16 protein-coding genes are annotated in these 19,740 nt (G+C 45.6%); 2 read left to right on the forward strand and 14 right to left on the reverse strand.

Annotated features, from left to right (window positions below; translation table 11 throughout):
• The first annotated feature begins 329 nt into the window (after positions 1 to 329).
• A complete protein-coding gene (locus GC098_RS33075; RefSeq protein WP_057306057.1) occupies positions 330 to 1,085 on the forward strand; it encodes a DeoR/GlpR family DNA-binding transcription regulator in 756 nt (251 codons plus the stop codon).
• Between the two features lie 56 nt (positions 1,086 to 1,141).
• On the opposite strand, the gene GC098_RS33080 is transcribed toward GC098_RS33075, so the two are convergent.
• From GC098_RS33080 to GC098_RS33145, 14 genes are all read right to left on the reverse strand, one after another.
• The gene (locus GC098_RS33080) at positions 1,142 to 1,336 is read right to left on the reverse strand and encodes a CstA-like transporter-associated (seleno)protein (protein WP_171648218.1); all 195 of its coding nucleotides are present in this window, start codon (positions 1,334 to 1,336) and stop codon (positions 1,142 to 1,144) included.
• 4 nt (positions 1,337 to 1,340) lie between these two features.
• The gene (locus tag GC098_RS33085) at positions 1,341 to 3,401 is read right to left on the reverse strand and encodes a carbon starvation CstA family protein (RefSeq protein WP_171648220.1); all 2,061 of its coding nucleotides are present in this window, start codon (positions 3,399 to 3,401) and stop codon (positions 1,341 to 1,343) included.
• Between the two features lie 131 nt (positions 3,402 to 3,532).
• Positions 3,533 to 4,276, reverse strand: coding sequence for a LytR/AlgR family response regulator transcription factor (locus GC098_RS41375; protein WP_171648222.1), 744 nt, complete (start codon positions 4,274 to 4,276; stop codon positions 3,533 to 3,535).
• Between the two features lie 6 nt (positions 4,277 to 4,282).
• Positions 4,283 to 5,887: a LytS/YhcK type 5TM receptor domain-containing protein gene (locus GC098_RS33095; RefSeq protein WP_171648224.1), complete on the reverse strand. Its 1,605-nt coding sequence runs from the start codon at positions 5,885 to 5,887 to the stop codon at positions 4,283 to 4,285.
• Between the two features lie 510 nt (positions 5,888 to 6,397).
• Entirely contained in the window at positions 6,398 to 7,654 is a 1,257-nt protein-coding gene (locus GC098_RS33100) for an MFS transporter (protein WP_171648226.1), read from the reverse strand.
• 163 nt (positions 7,655 to 7,817) lie between these two features.
• Positions 7,818 to 8,870, reverse strand: a complete 1,053-nt coding sequence (locus tag GC098_RS33105) for an ROK family protein (protein WP_171648228.1) — start codon at positions 8,868 to 8,870, stop codon at positions 7,818 to 7,820.
• Between the two features lie 21 nt (positions 8,871 to 8,891).
• Positions 8,892 to 10,523, reverse strand: coding sequence for a beta-N-acetylhexosaminidase (gene nagZ, locus GC098_RS33110; protein WP_171648230.1), 1,632 nt, complete (start codon positions 10,521 to 10,523; stop codon positions 8,892 to 8,894).
• A gap of 22 nt (positions 10,524 to 10,545) precedes the next feature.
• Complete coding sequence (locus GC098_RS33115) at positions 10,546 to 11,361, reverse strand: carbohydrate ABC transporter permease (RefSeq protein ID WP_246359114.1); 816 nt, start codon at positions 11,359 to 11,361, stop codon at positions 10,546 to 10,548.
• On the reverse strand, positions 11,358 to 12,242 hold the full coding sequence (locus GC098_RS33120; protein WP_171648232.1) for a carbohydrate ABC transporter permease: 885 nt from the start codon (positions 12,240 to 12,242) through the stop codon (positions 11,358 to 11,360). Before GC098_RS33120 ends, GC098_RS33115 begins: the two co-directional genes overlap by 4 nt.
• 11 nt (positions 12,243 to 12,253) lie before the next feature.
• Positions 12,254 to 13,609 (reverse strand): extracellular solute-binding protein, encoded by a 1,356-nt coding sequence (locus tag GC098_RS33125; RefSeq protein WP_171648234.1) that lies wholly within the window; start codon positions 13,607 to 13,609, stop codon positions 12,254 to 12,256.
• Positions 13,610 to 13,703: 94 nt separating this feature from the next.
• Entirely contained in the window at positions 13,704 to 15,302 is a 1,599-nt protein-coding gene (locus tag GC098_RS33130; RefSeq protein WP_171648236.1) for a response regulator, read from the reverse strand.
• A complete protein-coding gene (locus tag GC098_RS33135) occupies positions 15,299 to 17,113 on the reverse strand; it encodes a sensor histidine kinase (protein ID WP_171648238.1) in 1,815 nt (604 codons plus the stop codon). The genes GC098_RS33130 and GC098_RS33135 overlap by 4 nt, the downstream gene beginning before the upstream one ends.
• A 145-nt stretch (positions 17,114 to 17,258) precedes the next feature.
• On the reverse strand, positions 17,259 to 17,693 hold the full coding sequence (locus GC098_RS33140) for an OsmC family protein (RefSeq protein WP_171648240.1): 435 nt from the start codon (positions 17,691 to 17,693) through the stop codon (positions 17,259 to 17,261).
• Between the two features lie 22 nt (positions 17,694 to 17,715).
• Positions 17,716 to 18,114: a DMT family transporter gene (locus GC098_RS33145; RefSeq protein WP_246359115.1), complete on the reverse strand. Its 399-nt coding sequence runs from the start codon at positions 18,112 to 18,114 to the stop codon at positions 17,716 to 17,718.
• A gap of 776 nt (positions 18,115 to 18,890) precedes the next feature.
• On the opposite strand from GC098_RS33145, the gene GC098_RS33150 reads away from it, so the two are divergent.
• The gene (locus tag GC098_RS33150) at positions 18,891 to 19,589 is read left to right on the forward strand and encodes a DUF559 domain-containing protein (protein ID WP_171648244.1); all 699 of its coding nucleotides are present in this window, start codon (positions 18,891 to 18,893) and stop codon (positions 19,587 to 19,589) included.
• The last annotated feature ends 151 nt before the right edge of the window (positions 19,590 to 19,740 follow it).

Consider the following 19,740-nt stretch of genomic DNA (forward strand, 5'->3'; position numbering starts at 1 on the left):
TTAAATCTGAGCAAATAAGAGCCCCTAGAGACTGCTATTATTGCTTTTCTGGCACTTTCCACTCAAATAAGAGTCTCTGGGGACTCTTATTTTGCAGATTGAGCTTCAATTGGTTTAAATCTGAGCAAATAAGAGCCCCTAGAGACTGCTATTATTGCTTTTCTGGCACTTTCCACTCAAATAAGAGTCTCTAGCAAACCTTATGTGACGGATCACGCTCCGCTCCTCCAATCTTCGACGCCATCCAATGGACGGCTTATCCGTTCACATGATAAGATATAAGAAAGCGTTACCTACAGGAAAAATAAGGATCTGCTTTAGGAGGTACCATGGGAAAGACAGACATTCGCCGCGATGCGATTATGCAAGCCATTAAAGATAAAGGTTCCATTGCCTTGACCGATATCGTCAAGCAGTTTGCTGTATCCGAAGCAACGGCTAGACGGGATCTTGAGATACTCGAACAAGAAAAGCGCTGCATCCGCACCTTTGGAGGCGCCGTGCTTGAAAGCTTGAAGGTCGAAGTCCCTTTTTTCAACAAAATGGACCTCTACACGGATGAGAAGAAAGAAATCGCCGACAAGGCGCTGCGTTACATTGAGGATGGCGATATTATCGGTTTAACCGGTGGTACGACGACCACATTTATCGCGAAAAAGCTTAACCAATTCAAGAACCTTACCGTAATCACGAATGCGGTTAATATCGCCTATGAACTGATCGGAACGCCAGGACTTCAGCTCATTCTTACGGGTGGCGTGATTCGCACCCAAACTTTCGAGCTATCGGGACCACTCGCCAATGCAACGTTAGAAAATCTCAGCATTCGCAAAACTTTCATGGGTGTGGACGGTGTCTCGTTATCCCGCGGCATGATGATCTATAATGAGCTGGAAGCCGAGACCAATCGGCGCATGATGAAGCAGTCCATGGAAACTTACCTCGTCGCCGATCATTCCAAGTTCAGCCGCAGCTCCCTGTTTGTGATAGGGGAAGTCCAAGAAACCATCGGGATTATCAGCGATTCAGCCATAACACCGGAAATGAAGCTTGCTTTCAAGGAAGCTGGAGCCCCATTTCTATAAAAAAATAAAAACGGAGCATCTCGGGTTCATTCCTCCCGTAATGCTCCGTTTCTCTTTTAGCAGCAGCGATTAATTTTGCCGCTTTCATAACGTTCGTGAAGGGAAAGCATGTAAAACTCTTTTTCCGTCATTGGTGTATCATTGGGATGATGATCCTGTTGATGCTTCAAGTATCTTTCATAGTCCGGTATATTGAAAATGACCTTGATTGTCGTGCTGACCTTGTTTGTAAAGCTTGTTATTTTTTTCATGGCATCAGGCTCCAAATGTGGATTGTACGAAAGGTGCTTCATTCAATTTAGGCTTCTGCTTTTGTATCAAGATATTGTACCATACCCGTAAAGAGATGATAATCATCAGAATGACTACAATACCGAAGAAGATCGTCAGCCCTGCATCGATATAGTTATTCGTCACAATCTGATGCATGACATCCATGTTCTTAGCAGGTGCGATGACTTGGCCTTTGTCAATTCCTGCTTGGTATTTCTTCGCTGCCGCTAAAAATCCGATACTTGCGTTACCGGAAAATGCTTTTTGGAAGCCGGCGGTCAATGTCGTCACAGAGAGGAACACAAAAGGAAGGATTCCTACCCAAGCGTACCGTGCTTTGCCCATTTTAATCATAATCGTTACGGCTACGGCTAAGGCGATGGCAGCTAGCATTTGATTCGCGATTCCGAATAACGCCCATAAGGAATTGATCCCCCCGAACGGATCGATCGCCCCTTGATACAAGAAATATCCCCAAGCCGAGCAAACAAGCAGCGAAGCAATGAAATTGTATTTGAAATCTTTCGTTTGGCCAAATGGCTTGTAGAAGTTACCAATCAAATCCTGCAGCATAAACCGGCCAACACGCGTACCGGCATCTACAGCTGTTAGGATAAAGACAGCTTCAAATAATATAGCGAAATGGTACCAGAATGCTTTGGCTCCATTTAGGAACGTTGAAAAAATCTCAGCCATACCTACGGCAAGCGTTGGCGCTCCGCCTGTTCGCGAGAGGATTGTCTTTTCACCGATTTCTTTGGCCGTGCTTGTAATCTGATCGGGAGTCAGTGTGAAGCCCCATGTTGAGATTTTCGCAGCGACAGTAGCTGGATCGGTTCCAATCACCGCGGGTGAAGAGTTCATCGCGAAGTAAATGCCGGGCTCTAAGGAGCACGCCGCGATCAATGCCATAACGGCGACGAAGGATTCTGCGGCCATACCAGCGAAACCGATAAAAGGGGCATGACTTTCTCTATCGATCATTTTCGGAGTCGTTCCGGATGAAATCAAAGAATGGAATCCGGAAACTGCGCCGCAAGCGATCGTAATGAATAAGAATGGGAATAAGTTGCCGGAAAATACAGGACCTGTTCCATCAATAAATTTGGTCACCGCTGGCATTTTCAGATCCGGTAAAAGGACCATGATGCCGCCAGCGAGTAAGATGATAACGCCGATTTTCAGAAAAGAGCTCAAATAGTCACGGGGTGCAAGAAGGACCCAAACCGGCAAAATGGAAGCAATAAGGCCATAGACGACCATTAAAATGGCAATTTGCGGAGCTGTGAAGGTAAACATTTGGGACAGCATTGGACTTTCCGCTACGTACTGTCCTGACCATAAAGCAATCATTAATAAGACGAAACCAATGATGGAGCCCTCGATCACTTTACCTGGTCGAATATAACGCATATAAAAGCCCATAAATATGGCAATCGGCATGGTCATGGCGATCGTAAACAAGCCCCACGGTGATTCTGCTAGCGCCTTCACGACGACGAGTCCAAGTACGGCTACGATAATAATGAGAATCGCTAACGTTGCAATGGACGCTAACGTACCACTGAATCGACCGACTTCGTCTTTGGCCATTTGACCGAGTGACTTTCCATCCCGACGCATGGATCCGACAAGGGTTACAAAGTCTTGTACGCAGCCAGCAAGAACAGCCCCGATAATAATCCAGAGAATGCTGGGCAAATACCCCATTTGCGCGGCTAATATCGGTCCAACAAGCGGTCCTGCTCCAGCAATGGCCGCGAAATGATGGCCAAAAAGGACATATTTATTGGTCGGAACGTAGTCTTTGGAATCGTTATGAACATGGGCTGGGGTTGCCCGTTTGTCATTTAACTCGTAAATTTTCTTAGCAATGAACCGACTGTAAAAACGGTAACCAAAAGCATACGTACAAATAGCGGCAATGATTAGCCAAGCTGCCGAAATTTTCTCGCCATTCGAAAGCGCGAGCATAGCGAAACCAGCTGCACCTAACGCTGCAATCGCACCCCAGAGCACATATGAAGTAAATTTGTTTTTCATACCTATCACTCCTAGTAAGTGTTTTCTTCTTCAATTGATCATTGGTTGATAACGCTTACAAAGAGTATAGCTTGTTTGGTTTCCGAGTGAAACAGCTGGAACGCATCATGCCATTTTGGGGCCTTATGATGTTAAATTTCGAGCTTCAAACGCAGCAGCTTCACATAATTTCGGCTAACAGGTATGCAGCTTCGCCTGGCGTCATCCATCAGCAGATTGTAAGCGCCATTGACCCAGGTCTTCATCTCAGCAATGGAAGCCAGGTTGACGAGATAGCTTTTGTGGCAGCGAAAAAAACCAAATGGCTCCAACTTTTGTTCCAATTCTACTAATGTATAGGAAACGTTATAGGCTTTATCGTGAAGATGAACCTGTACATGTTTGACTTCTTTGCTGATATACGTGATGTCTTTTGGGGGCACATAGATAATGCCATCATCCAATTCTAGAGCTAGTTTTGGACAGGTCATTCCAGAGGAAGGTTGGAACAAGGCACCCAATCCGTTCTGCATTCGAGTTTTACTCAGTTCACGAAAGACGATTGCTAAATCTTCTTCGTCGTACGGCTTGAGCATATAGTGAAAAGCACGAAGCTTAAATGCATGGATGGCATATTGATCGTACGCAGTGGAGAACACAACCTTCACCTGCGGATTGATCTCTCCTACGATTTCCGCCACTTGAAGCCCGTTAAGATCCGGCATGTCCATATCGAGAAATAAGACATCCGGTGCTTGCTCTTTTACCTTCTTAATTGCATCCATTCCGCTGGAAGCCGGTGTCACCTTGTCTACATCTTCGCACTGCTCTAAGAGATATACTAATTCTTCCCTTGCTGGCGCTTCATCATCAGCAATCACGATATTCCAGCCCACCTACCATCACCTCACCCAGAATCTTATTTTTGTGCCTTCGCCTGATTTACTCTCTATCTCGAGCGGATGCTCTCTTCCGTAATGATAGAGTAGCCGCTGTTCGATATTCCGCAATGCCATACCGGCGTGTTCCTCATGACTTTGAAGCCGGGCGGTTTCTAGGCCTACGCCATTGTCCTCGACGGTAATCCGCGCATGCAGCTTTCCGTCGTCCAATTCCTCCTTCACAATAAGCTTGATCACACCGATTCCCTTCCTGTTTTTGATGCCATGAACAATGGCGTTCTCGACAAGAGGTTGAATCGTAAAAGGTGGTATCTGATGATCCAGTAACCTTTCATCGATTTCAGCATAAAATTCCATTTGATCCCCAAGACGTGATTTAATCAAACTAAGGTAAGACATGACCAATTCATATTCGTCACGTATCGTTATCATCCGCTGGTTACTATGGCTCATGTTTTTGCGCAAAAACTTAGACAAGTGCATCACCATCTGACGGGCCTCCTCCGGTTTAGTACGAATAAACGATTTGACTGTATTCAGCACATTAAACAGGAAGTGGGGATTCATCTGCGCCTGCAGCGAACGAATCTCCGCATCGGCCAGCAGCTGCGACTGTCTCTCGGACTCGACAAACGCATACTGCTGAGAAAGCAGACCGGCAAGCGAGGACAACATTCGTCTACGAGATGGATTATCATCCTGCTCACGTTCGAAATACAAACGAAATTGCCCAATCGGACGCTGATTCGGAATATGAATGAACAGGTCGATCCAATGCTTTGTTTTTCTTCCTTCCGCTACCCATGCCGAGCCATTCTTGCTGAAAAATGCACCAACGGCCTTCATTTCCTCATTCAAAACTTTCGCGATTTCACGTACCGCCTTCTCGAATTCCAATCGCCAAAGCGGCATCGTCATATCCGCGATTTGCAGTGCTTTGTGAGCATGCTCTGCGCCGATGCGATCCTCTTCGCGCTCCATCGTGTTGTACAGAACGAAATAAAGCGCCACCCCGATGCTGTTAGCGAGGGTCTGAGGCAAACCTATGAGCGAAACCAGGTTTAAAGCATCCCCCCAGGGCTTAGCTAGCACTAGAATGAGTGCCATTTGAAGAGATTCAGCCATGAAGCCTACAAGAAAGGCGAGTTGAATGGACGACACCTTGCGGAAGCGTTTCTTGAACGCATTGCGGCAAAGCCCAGCCAAGACACCTTGCAGAATAGGCGCAATCATACAGGCTACGGCAACAAATCCACCCAAGCTGTATCGATGCAGGCCGGCTGCGACACCAACGATGAGCCCGCTTTTCACACCGCCAAGCAATCCGGCAATGACGACGCCAACAGTTCGTGCATTGGCAATGGCCGCTGTTGGGGAAACTTCGCCGATCCATGGAGCCGGTCGATACGTATAGTCGGATACCGTCACACCCGAGTAGGTGGCTAGAATTGCATAAGCAGTGAAAAAGAAAAGAAAACGCCATTGATAGGTCCTATTACCTTGATAGCTCATATAACTGCGCATCCAGCGGCTGCGAGAAAAGGCAAATGCAAGCGCTATCAAGAATCCAACCCTTTCAATCATATCGACGAACAACTGAAGCATCGTTCACACACCTTTTTACATTCTTTTAACTTCTTTTAAAATAATCCTAGCAGAAATCGGGTGTCCTTGCAGTAACTTGTAGGCAAACTCCAAAATTCGATTTTAGAGTCGTTCAGCAGCTTTGTGAAGGAAGATCGACTATAGTGGTTACAATGTTGTAATTTCTACAACAATTCAAACGCCAAAAGGCTATTTTGCACGTTGAAGTTGCAGTTTGTACAACATTTCTATCCCATTTGTTGCAAAATGGCCTATATAGGGAGCAATTGTTGTACATTATGCAACATCATTCAACCGAGAAGATAGATTCATTCATTTAAACCTTATTTCCCCCTACCCCAACTATTCCCACGTGTAATCCTCAACCTTTCGTAATTCATTGATTATAAACGTAAAAAGACCCGAGAGAAGCCACTTTTTTCAAAGTGTCCATCTTCCGGGTCTTTGCTCGGTTTGTAGAAAACATGGTCCTTATTCCGTGCACTCCCGAATATCGGGAGGGTTTATGCATCACTCACTACTAGCTTGCGGCACCACATTTTGCTTATATTTCAACGAAGGCACCATAATGAAAACCCCAACTAGAAACAAAGCTGCACAAGTGAGATAAATCGTTTCAAGCGAGAAGGCAGCTTTGATACTTCCAGCCAAACTCATTGTGATGACCATGGCACCCATGAACAATGGATTCAGAATACCATTCACACGACCCACGAACGACTCCTCCGTGTTGCCAAGAATCATTGTATTGATACCAATTTGAATAGCAGGCATGACGAGACCCGACATAAATTGCATCAAAAGTGCTACCCATAGTAGATGTGTCATGCCAATAACCGCAAACGCCACGACACTGACTGACATCCCGAGTATAAGGAGCGCTTGCGACGACATTTTTTTGGAAAAACCCATCGTCAAGCCTCCGCCGATAATCATCGCGACACCATTCGTGGCCATAAACCATTGCAAGTTCTCTTTAGGCAAGCCTAGATTTTCCGTAACAAGAAAGATACCAAGCGGACTGATTAGACCAATCGCAAGACCGGCAACGGCAAAGCAGCCTCCCAAAGTGACAAGCATTTTATTCTTGAGCACATACCGGAAACCTTCACCCATCTCAGCAAAAATATGCGTGGATGGTCCAGCGGATCCTTTTTCAGCTTTACGGTCAGATGGTAGAAATGTTAGGACAAGAGCGGAAAGCACGAAGCAAATTCCCATGATCGCTATAGCGACTTCGATTCCAAAGGTATAGTACACGAAAGTCCCCATAATTGGACCCAAAATCATAAAGATAGCCATCATCGATTGAAACAGTGACATCCCCATTTGCATTTGGGATTCATGTACGTGAACCTTGAACAGCTTCATCCCGGATGGTTGAGAGAATTGGGATAGGATGGACGACACTAATGTGGCAAAAAAGATCGCCTTCCAAGAACCATAATACAGGGTAATCATAATGACAAACACCGAGGCAGCGCTGAGAATATCGCACCAGACCATCGTGAGCTTAGGTCTCCATCGATCTGCAAAGGCACCGCCAATGAAAGAGAAAATAAATATCGGCGCAAACTCGGCAACGGAAATCAAGGAAACCGAGTAAGGATCGTTGTTCGTCATGTCGGTTACATAGAGGAGAATCGCGAAATTACGAATCCAAATCCCGATTTGGAGGAAAAGACCCGATAACATAATGGACTGCACGAAACGATTAGCAAAAAAAGATCGCATCGTTGGCGCAGAATTTGATACGGTTTGAGACATAGAAAAAAAACACCCCTTCGACAATAGATTGGTCTATAAAACGTCAACTTCATTCCGACGCAATCGGAACCAAGAAAGTTTCATAAGCCTCATCAAATGTAACGAAAAAGGTGTCTAACGTCTAGTGCAATTTGTCATATGACCGGTCATAAAGTGAAATGACTCAGCGTCCATCCCTCGACATGAGCAGGGCTGCGCCTACAGCTCCTGCGGAGGAACCAAGAGCAGATGTTACGAATCGGACCGGGCTAAGAATCGAAGGCAGACAACGATCCTCGATAACCTCACGCATCGGACCTAGGAGCGGCTCGCCGATATGCGAAGCGCCGCCGCCAAGAATGACCACCTGCGGATTGAGCAGGTGGAGGATGCTCACGAGCCCGATGCCGAGGGCTCGTCCCGCTTCACGCAGGATGCCGCTTGCCTCGGCATCCCCTTCCGCGGCTGCGGCCGCGACCAACCGCGCATCGACGCGGTCTGGGTCGCCTCCCGCAAGCCTCGTGAGGGCGCCGGCAGCGTCGCCGTCGCCTCCCGCAACGCGGCGCACGTGCTCGGCGCCGCGGCGGCCAATGGCGGTACCTGACGCGTAGAGCTCCAGGCACCCCACATTCCCGCAGAGGCAGCGTGGCCCATTTCCATCAATGGAAATGTGGCCAAGCTCCCCTGCGTTATGGTTGACTCCGGCGATCAAGCGGCCGCCGGAGATAATGCCCCCGCCGATCCCCGTGGAGATCGTCACGAATATACAGTCCGGCGCGCCCTCGCCCGCGCCGGCCAGCCATTCGCCAGCCGCTGCGGCGGTGGCGTCGTTCTCGAGCCGGACCTCGCAAGCGAAGCGGTCCGACAATACGGCGGCGACGGGAACGTCGCGCCAGCCGAGATTAGTGGCGAAGGTGACGACACCGTTCGCCGTATCGAGCGTGCCTGCGGTGGCGACGCCAATACCGCGCAGAGCACTGCGGCTGCCGGGCACAGCCGCTAGAATTCCCTCGATCAGGTTACCCAGTCGATCGAGCACAGCTACCTCTCCCTGCTGCGCAAGGGTGGGGATCTCTTCTCTTGCGATGATGCTGCCATCGTATGCAACCAAGGCGGCCAGCATCTTCGTGCCTCCCAGATCTACCCCAACAAAGTATTCCCGAACGAAGACATCTTGTTCTACCCCAACTTGTTCCATGCTGTTACCCTTTACAAAAACATCTTGCTCCAATGTCATCTTTTCTTTCCCCTTTCCCCATCAATCTAGCCTCCAACCAAGCGGATACTCCTCCGACAATGTCACAGGCAGCCTTCCAACCGCTTTCTCTTTCCCAAGAAGCACATTCGCGAGAGAAACCATCGCAAGCGGACGGTTTTCATAACATGCATAATAAGTCTTTACCTCAGGAAATTCAAGTAAATCATAAGGATTTCTACCGGCAGCCACAATAACATATTGCTCTTCCCTTTGAACTAATTCTTTAACCAACCTGGTTTGTCCTGCTGAGAATGTTGCATTGTATGTGACAATGACAATTTGTTTGTTACCTTCACAAGCTTCCAGAACCGAGGCTACTTCCGTATCCGAAGGATATAATCCCAAGTAAATCTCCTGAATAGGCTTTCCGGCTATCTCAGACAAGACGCTGCCCAGTGTCCCGCTCCGATCTACGACTTCATCAATCTCAGTTCCCGTTTGTACTTCCGCCCAAATGACTAAGGTCGGCTCGTTCAGATCCAACACTTTACCTACTTCATCCTTAACCCGTGTAATACTTTTGCGGCTCAGTTCTTTGGCGAGCAGTTGATGCTCGTGTGTAGAGATTGGTTCGGTCGGGATGGGCGCTAATGTATCATATCGAATCTCTCGCTTATATTTATAGGTCATAATCCGCAGCACGGACTCATCAATTCGCGACTCCGGAATCCGCCCATTTTCCACCGCAGCAATAACCGCTTCAATTGCAGACACTTGGCGATCCAGCAAATGACTAACCAGAATCAGATCCGATCCAGCTTCAATGGCACGAACTGCTCCTTCCGCCACACCAATCCCTTCTGAGATCGCCTTCATCTCCAGGCAATCAGTTACAATTAACCCTTTGAATTGAAGCTTCTCACGAAGCAACTCCGTTAAAATGCGATACGACAACGTCGATGGAACGCCGTTCTCTTCTAATGCCGCGAAAACGACATGCGCCGTCATAATCGCATCTACACCACCTTCAATCGTTTTAATGAAAGGGGCTAGCTCTAGCTCCATCAATCGCTCCATACTATGCGGCACAACGGGAAGGTCATGATGAGAATCCTCTGATGTATCACCATGCCCTGGGAAATGCTTGACTGTGGCTATAACGCCCATATCCTGCAAGCCTTTCACCGCATGTGTGCCCATATCACCCACTAGCGCAGCTGTTTCACCATAAGAGCGCACGCCGATAACAGGGTTTAATCGATTATTATTGATATCTAAACAAGGGGCGAAGTTCATGTTCACCCCCATTTGGCGCAATTCTTTACCCATCACTTTTGAGCTGGCATACACACCTGCGGGCGCAAAAGCAGCCCCTAAAGCCATGTTCCCTGGCAGCAGAGTTGCTCCTTTTTCAATACGGGAAACCATACCTCCCTCTTGATCTACGGCAATGAATAACGGCTGTCCGCCGCTGCGGAGACTTATCGCTTGCAATTCGGCTGACAAATGAGCCAATTGGTGCGCATCTTTTACATTTCGACGAAAATAGATAACACCGCCAAGTCCGTATTCCTCAATTAATTGGGTAATGGACGCATTTGGTTCTAAAGATTCAAAACCGCAAATAAACATTTGACCCACTTTTTGACGCAAGGTTAAAGGATGTTGGTTATTGCGCGATGAAGATGACATAAATACACGCTCCTTGAGTGAGTTAAGATTTAATGCTTTCAATGACACGTTTCTGCAAAATAAAATACATCAGCACGACTGGAATAACACTAAACATGATTGCCGCGCAGAGCGAACCGTAGTTCATATTCAATTGGTCGTAAAAGGCTACCATGCTCACAGAAAGTGTCCTAAACTTTTCCTTCGCTAGAAACAGATTGGCCATCATAAACTCATTCCAATTGCTGAGGAAATTGAGCATAAAAACCGTGACGAGTGAAGGTAACGTAATTGGAATAATGACTCGCCACAAAAGTCCATAGATCGATAATCCATCCATGATACCCGCTTCTTCTAGCTCACTCGGTATGGATTTCAAAAAAGCACTAAAAATAAACACAGTCAAAGGTAAACCCATCGTTATATAGGGCAGGATCAAGGCCAGCGGTGTGTTGTATAAGTACATGCTGCGAAGCAGCATATATAAAGGAACAAGCAAGGATCCCGCGGGAACAAGCAATGCTAGCATCAATATACGCTTCAAGAACTTGCTTAATCGTGGAAATTCCATTCGTGTTAGGGCGTATGCCGTTGCCGAACCAAGAAGTAGTGTTGCCATGGCGGATATCACAGAAATCACCAAACTGTTCGTAAAATAGTGACTTACATGTGCTCCAGTCCAAGCATTCCAATAATTCGAAAAAGAGAGTTGCTCTGGAAGGGACCACGGCGAGGCAATGATTTCTTTATTTGTTTTAAAAGAGGAGTTCAATACCCAAAGAAGTGGAAACAAAATAATGCCTATGTACAACATGAGTACAACATGCAGGAAGACACGGCGATAGGGAATTCCCTTCAATATCGCACCTCCTCCTGCTTCCTTGTGAACCAGCCAAACAAGGATGTTAACATGCAGGTTAAAAGGAGAATAAGTACGGCAATTCCATTTGCATACCCATATTCACCAATGCGATAAGCTTTTTTATACATATATGTGGCCATCACTTCTGTAATCCCATACGGATTGCCGCCAGTCATCACAAAGACGATGTCTAAGGCCTTCATAGCACCGGTAATCGATAGCAAAATCATGACCATGATGACGGGACGCAGCAGCGGAAGCGTAATCGACCAAGCCTCTCGCATGCTTGTCGCCCCGTCTAACTCAGCCGCCTCCAAGATATTTTTGGGGATAGCATAGATCGCCGATAAAACCAGCACGACATAGAATCCATCCCACTGCCATGCGTTGGTAACAAGTATAGAGAGCATCGCTGTCGCTTCCTCTGCTAACCAAACATGCTGCCAAGTCATTAACCCTACAGCTTCTAATGCTTGATTGAGCAGCCCCGCCTGCGGGTGATAGATGAACCCCCATAGTACACCAACCACAGCTGTAGAAAGAACTGTCGGGAGGAAAATCATCGTTTTGTAAAAGCTAGTCCATCGCCTAACTTTGCTCACCAGAAGCGCTAAACCGAGTATAAAGGGGATTTGCAATCCAACTGAAAAACCAATGAAATACAGGTTATTCCGCACTGCCATCCAGAAATATTTATCTTGAAAAGCAGTAACGAAATTATCCAAACCATTAAATCTCGCCGGCGATACTCCGTTCCACTCCGTGAATCCGTAGCGCAGCGACATGATCATGGGATATAAGAAAAAGATCACGAATAGCAGCAGTGTCGGCAGCGTAAAAAGCGCATAAGCAAATGGGTTTCTTCCTATCTTATTCATGTCTCATCCTACTATTTGGTATGGGTTTCTTCCTTATTCGAAGCCTCTTGCTGCTTCTGTATGTCTGCCATTAAGGAGGCCGGATCTGTTCTTCCGCCTATTAATTCTTGCATACCGCGCTCCAATTTTTCTCGAACTTTCGTTTGAATGCGTGAGTCAAATGCGGGGAAAGCACCTTTACTGCTTGCAAATACATTCAAAATTTCCGTAATGAGCGGGTTTACATTGCTCGTATCCTGCAGCTTCATGGCAGGTGGCATACCTTCTTCGACGAGCTGTCTTTTTTGCATGGATTCGTTATACATTTGCCTGATAAACTCTTTGATTGCCGCGAGCTGATCTGGCGTCACTTTTTTAGAGAATCCATAGGCATTAGACCATCCTCCATTGATATAACCATCTCCTGGGCCTCCCATAGCTGGGAAACTCATGAAGCCTACATCCTTTACGATGGATGACTTCTCAGGGTCAAGCAGCGGCGTATTCGCCCAACTGCCATCGAACATGAAAGCCGCTTCACCGCTGCTAAATTTATTTTGCTGTTCGGCATAGGCCAGTGCTAAGCTGCCTTCCTGGAGATACCCCTTTTGAATCAACGTATGATATTTCTCAAAAGCATCCACAACATCCGGATCCGTCCATCGTTTGCTTCCATCCAATAAGCCCTGAACAGAATCTGGCCCGGCCGTTCGTACCCACATGGTATTACTCATCATGTTAATGACCCATGAATCTTTAGCCGCCATGGCAAATGGCGTTATTTTATGAGCTTTTAGTATCGCGGCAGCAGCGAGCAGTTCCTCCCACGTTTGAGGTGGTTTTATTTGATGATCCGCCAAAATCCTTTTGTTATAGTACAAGCCCTCGACGTACCCTGCCATTGGAATGCCATAAATTTTACCGTTTACCGTAAACTCCTCGAAGCTATAAAACTTATTGATTAATCCAAGCTCATTCAGTATGGGCGTAAGATCAAGCAGCCTACCCGCTTTGACGTAATCCTTCGTATCCGTTCCGCCAAACAAGTCGAATATTTCCGGTGGATTCCCAGCTGCCATCTCTGCTCTCAGCTTCTCGAAACGATTGACCTTATCCTCCACCCCATCTAACGTAATCGATAAGCCAGGCACCTTCGACTCCGTTGCTTTCACTACATCCTGCAGCATCGCGAAGCGTTTCTTCTGCGTATCTTTCACCTGCGTATGACGAAGTGTCAGTAGGATCGGCTCTCCTTTTGTCCCCCCGGGGTCGGGAGTCTCGCCAGCATGAAGGTTTTGTTCATTATTCGAAGTTAAGCTGTTGCAAGCAGACACGGTGAACGTCATAGCCACTATCGCCGCTACCAATATCAACGTTCCTTTTCTCATCTTTATTGATCTCCTTTTTGCTTGCCATTTAAGTATAAAATAACGGTTGTTTGTCCTAAAGACCGACAAATTCCTTATCAAGGGGCAAAATCCTCTACTTAGCTTCTTTGCGCTTTTCGCGAAACTCCGATGGAATCTCGCCAGTAAACTTTTGAAATACTTTGGTAAAATATCGCCGTTCGATGTATCCTACTGATTTTCCGATGTCCGTAATACTTTTATCACTGTGGAGCAGCATCGACTTCGCCAATTCCATCCGATGTTTTGTGACATATTCAACGAAGGTTTCTCCAAAATGCTGCTTAAATAATAAACTAAAATAGCTGGAGCTAATCCCTAGGGAGCTCGCTATATCCTCAATCCCGAAATCATTTGAATAGTGAGTTCTTATGTATTCCTTCGCCGCTGTCATAAGCAGCTCGCTGTTCTTCTTCTTATTCGTCCCTTCCAGCCCAAGTGCTACAAGCTGTACCATAACCTGAAGCAAATGTTGAATGCTTTCGCTCTTATCCAGTTGACACCAGATCTGTTCTTCCTCCTGAAAATCAAGGGAATTCATTTCTCGCAGTTCGCGGAGCAGATGAAGAATAAGGAAATGCAGCATTTGATAGGCTCTGGCAAAAGAGCTGTCAGACAAACCTTCAAGCAGTAATTTCAAGCGTTTTAAGGCATCCTCCGTTTTGATACGGTTTAGTTGTTTAAGTCCAGTTACAATTTCCTCTACCAAATACCATAAGGAGCTGTTTGCATCAGCTGGCTCTTTGGACTCTTTATACAACAGCACGGATTCCTGCTTCCCCAGATTAAGCTGCATGAATCGCTGAAGCTTCCGATAGGCCGCAGAGAGTTGACGGAGTCCCACAGCTGCTGGGAAGATGCCGACACTAATGCCTAATTTAACCGATTGGGAAACGTTATGCTGAAGTTGAGCAGCTATTTCATTTAACTTCACCAATGCAGCGCTTTCGCCCTTTTCATCCCATTGGATGATTACACACCACTCACCTTCGCGGATCTGGAGTACTGTGAAGTTCAATTTCTCATCCGTTAACGATTCTTGCAATACATTACGTACTGCGAAATTCCATAGCTTTCGCTCCTGTTCGGTCCAAGGCAGTGATTTCTGTGAGTAATCATCCACATCGATCATCGCAAATAAATAGGTCAACGTTTCAAGGTCCATATCATCAATCGGAAGCAGCGTATTCGGCGTAATTTCCGTATAATTCATCAAAACGTCCTGCAGGATCTTCTCATAGGCCAACTTTTTCATTTTGCCCCACTTTTGCTGCTCTTCTTGCTCACTTAGCTTCTTAACCCTGATTTCATTCGCCAATTTACTAATAGAATTCTCTAACTCTTCATAGTTAATAGGCTTCAATATGTAATCGCTAACGCCAACTCGCATCAACGAGCGTACATATTCGAAATCCTGATAACCCGTCACCATAAGTACCTTACAATCCTCATTGATATCACGCAGCTTCTGAACGAACGTAATCCCATCCATTAACGGCATACGAATATCACTCATGACCAGATCCGGCACATGCTGGGAGCTAAGTTCCAGCGCCTCCACTCCGTTTTTGGCCGTTCCAACAATATCGATCCCCAGTTCATCCCAAGGAATAACTGCCTGCAAATTACGCAGAATGTTAGGCTCATCATCTGCCAATATCGCTTTTAGCCTCATAAGCCTTCCCCCTTATTTTTTGGGATCACGATCTTCATCGTCGTGCCGTGACCTTCTTGACTGCAAATGAACATGCCATAATGTGCGCCATATTGGATCCGAATACGGTCAGCTACATTGCTGACTCCAAGTCCTCTTCGCTCTTCATTTGCACCCAATATTTCGTGAAATGGCGTCTCTAGCTCTGTTTTGTAATGGAATTTAGCTAATTTCTCCGCACTTATACCAATGCCATTATCCGTCACATAAAGAGCAATCCGTTCTCCTTCATCCACAACCTTTATGGAGATCATGCCCATATAATCAATGGGTTCAAAACCATGCTGCAAACTATTCTCTACCAATGGTTGGAGAGTAAGCTTAAGAATGCAATAATCCAAAAGCTCAGGCGGAGCTTGAATGTCATATTGAAATTGATCTTCAAAGCGGAATTCTTGAATTTCGAGGTAGCTTTTCAGATGCTCAAGCTCTTGCTTTAGTGAAATCTCTTCTCTGTTTTCCATTCCAATGCGCAGCAGATTCCCAAGTCGATACACCATTTGACTGACTTTCTTCCCTTGATTTTGGATCGCTAGCACATTGATGGATTCGAGTGTATTAAAAAGAAAATGCGGCTTGATCTGGGCTTGCAGCAGCATAAGTTCGGCCTTATTTTTACGGTCCTGCTGACGTTTGACTTCTTCCAGAAGATCCTCCACACGCACAACCAAGCTGTTGAATCCTCTCGCGAGAGCGGACGTTTCATCCTTACCGCTTTCCTCCATGCGAGTCGTCAAATCGCCGCGTTCAACCTTTTTCATTGAGGAAAGCATCCGTAGAATTAACTGAACAATTCGTCTTACGAAAACCAGATTGTACACAAGTGCAAAAAATAAACAGACGAACGTAATCCCAGCGACCAGCTTCATAATCGTTTCAATTTCCCCGGCCACATACTTCCATGAGGTGATCGATACGACGCTCCAATCCTGAACACCCATCTGATTAATATTTAAATGATAGAGTGAGATCAAGCTTTTTTCATTCTGAAAATTCGCCTGGAAACTGTTATTGTTTAGCTGCAGATCCAACTTGCCAGGCAGCAGCTGCAGCACATTGGCACCTTCTAAATTTTGCTTATTATCATAGAAAATAAGTCCGCTTTTGTTGATGAGTAAATAGCGCTTAGAGCTTTCCTCATTCGTATTGAATGATTTGAAAATTTGATCAAGCTCATTGAATTTGAACTTTAGCAGCATGAACCCCAGGTTGTCCATCGTCCAGAAATCTTTGACCAATCTCGCTTGATAAAATTCTCCGCGGCCCGTCCCGAACTCCTTATATTCGGAAGGTCCAATCCAGAGTGGACTTCCGTTCAATTCCTGTATGTGCTGGAACGCGGTACTTTGCGTCAGCGCTGTCCACGGCAAAGCGCTTCCACCTCCGCGCCCCGCACTAAACGACTTGCCGGCATTATTATAAATCGCGACGGATTGTATAGGTGAATAGGTCAATATGGAGCCCCGCAGCAAGGTATCAAAGGTATTCAAATCATAAGACGAGAGCGTGTTTTCACTCGGCTTTACCTCATCGATCGTTCTATAAATACCCTGAATACTCTCTTTTACCATCCAAAAGTCCGAAAAGTAATTGGCTTCCTTGAACATGTAATAAATATTACGGGAAATCGCCTGCAAAGTGACCTCGGTCAAATCGCCGTACTTCTTCTCAATTAGCTGCTGAGAGACCGTATAAACAGCGGAGCCTAGTACGAACAAAGGAATAATAATGAACATTAAAAAACCGATAAACACTTTTTTGTTCAAATTCATCGACGAGGCAGACTCCTTCCAAACCGAATCAGGCACCATCCTAGTGTTGGCGCCTTTACATTGCTTACTATTGATTATAAATGACCCGCATTTTATGCTCCTAGGGATAGGTTTGGATGCAATAGGGATAAAATCCTCTACTCCTTCATCGATGAATCTTAGGTTCCACGATGACCTCAACATTTCCTTTTAAAGCTTTACTGATCATACAAGTCTGCTCAGCACGATAGGCGGCTTTGCTTATTTTATCCGTAATCTCTTGTGAAGTATGAGCTGGTATACAGATTCGTGGCCTGTGAATGATTTTATCCACCTTCATTGCCGGACTGCTATGGACCAATATCTCTGAGTTCAGTTCAATTGTTAAAATGCCTTGACGCTTCAGCAGCATGCCGAGTGTGATTAAATAGCAGGTTGCAGCCGCGCCAAGCAGCATCTCCTCCGGATTCGTCCCTATGCCAGGACCATCTAATTGGCTTGGTACTGAGATCGGCGTAACTAGGTTACCTGTTCGAATGTGACCTTTGCCGTCCAAGCCTCCGGACCACTCCGCTTTTAGTTCAAAACGATGCTCGCTCATAGTGTTTGAGCCTCACTTTCATCTATTCCTTCGTGTCTGAGTTTATTGCCGTTGAATTTTGCGCTTTCGAGGCCTTCGATTGATCTTCGTCCCCAGTGCTACTTATATGTAGACCAATTACCCCTAAGATGATGAGAACAATGGAAAGCACCTTCAGAGTAGAAACCGATTCATTGAACCACCATATACCGATGATCGTGATGAGTGCTGTCCCTACACCAGACCATATAGCATAGGCCAAACTGACATCGAGCTGCTTCAGAGCCAGCGTCAGCAAGGTGAAGCATAAAATATAGCAAATGCCCATAACAATAGCCGGACCTAATCTTGTAAAGCCTGACGACATCTTCATGGCCGTCGTTCCCACGGTTTCAAATAGTATTGCCAGCAGTAAAAAAGTCCAATTCATATTCCAAATCATAGCAACCATCCTTTACATATACACTGTTAATTATAATTGTAAAGGAATGCACTTTGTTTCACCAGTAAGCAAAAAATCGTTCTCACTCCTGGTATCAGGACGGAACGATTTTGTTTTTTTGCAATAGAAAAAGGCCATCCTTATCCCTAAAATAGATAAAAACAGCCTTATACTTGCTATCATTGATATCTATGAAAATGCATAATTAATGTGTTGGAATCAAAACAATGAAAGCCCTACCTCTCTTCCATCCTTGCGGCTCCAATGACCGCGCCAGTACGAATTGCTTAACAAACACCTGCTGCCGAAACACTTGACGTAGCCTCGGGTTTACCATAAATGAGCTGATTTTTACTGCACATTGGGAGAAAAACAAACAAGGAGAGGGGGTTACTTTCTTCTCGCTAATCGTTCGTGTGGGGTAAATGAGGTTTGGTTTTAAGTGTTTATATGGTTCATTTCAATCAATTCATAAATTATATATGTAATTAGATATAATGTCAACATATAAATATTCTTATTTTTCAACATTTTTTCTTTTAGCATTCATACACGCCTATCCACCCACTTCCCCCTTTGCTTCTGCAACTATACCTTTAAAGGTTCTTATGATATTATCTGTTTAAGGTAGCAGATATGGAATACAAGAACAATTGGATAGACCATACACATCACTTACACACTAAAATATGGCTGTGAAGCACACGCCGCTTTTCTTGTTCAGCACTTCGCTGATCTCGAGAAGCGGCTTATTTATTTCTTTAGGAGGTTATTTAATGAACGAACTTATGTACACTGCACATGAAAATTACCTATCTCACCATCTAGCTATTAGAAAAGGGGAACGGTTGCGAAGGCTCCAAGAAGGGCATGGCCATGCTGAAAAAGCATTTCTTCATCAGGTTTGGTGGCCAGCATTCGGTAACTTTAACGATCTGCACCCCGAGTATGAAGTGAAAGACTTTCGTGACGGCACCCGATTCCTAGACTTTGCTTTTCTACGTCATTCCCTCAAACTAGCCATCGAAATTGATGGTTACGGTACACATTCTTCCCAAATAAGCCGCAGCCAATTTGCCGACCAATGCAATCGCCAAAACCACCTCATAATCGATGGATGGAAGATTCTACGCTTCTCATACGATGATGTCAAAGATCGCCCCCGCATGTGTGAACAAACCCTGCAGCAGTTTATGGGGCGTTATCTTGGCGGAACGTCTTTATCAGAATTTAAAATCGATTACATAGAGAAAGAAATAATACGTTTGGCTTTGACGATTGGAAGAGCTCTTAAGCCAAGTGGCGTAAGCCAGTTGCTTCATTTCAGTTCAAGAAAATCCTGCCGAATTCTTAAATCGATGTCTGAAAAATCACTCCTTAAGCCAGCTGGTGATGGTATAAAATGCGTTAGAGGTTACAATATTCACAAGAATACACAGGCGATCTGGGAAGCTAATAACCAAGTTAAATATTAACTATTAAACTTGCTAGTACTGTTCAAATCAAAAACCCTACTGCTCTGTCTGTTCTCAGCAGTTGAGAGGTCCTTTTCAGACGTCTCACGCCACTTTCGCTGCATTCGGGCCTCCGAGACTGCCTTTTCTGCCCTCTCAGGCTGCAAACCCA

It is taken from the genome of Paenibacillus phytorum, assembly GCF_013141715.1.
Taxonomy (GTDB): domain Bacteria; phylum Bacillota; class Bacilli; order Paenibacillales; family NBRC-103111; genus Paenibacillus_E; species Paenibacillus_E phytorum.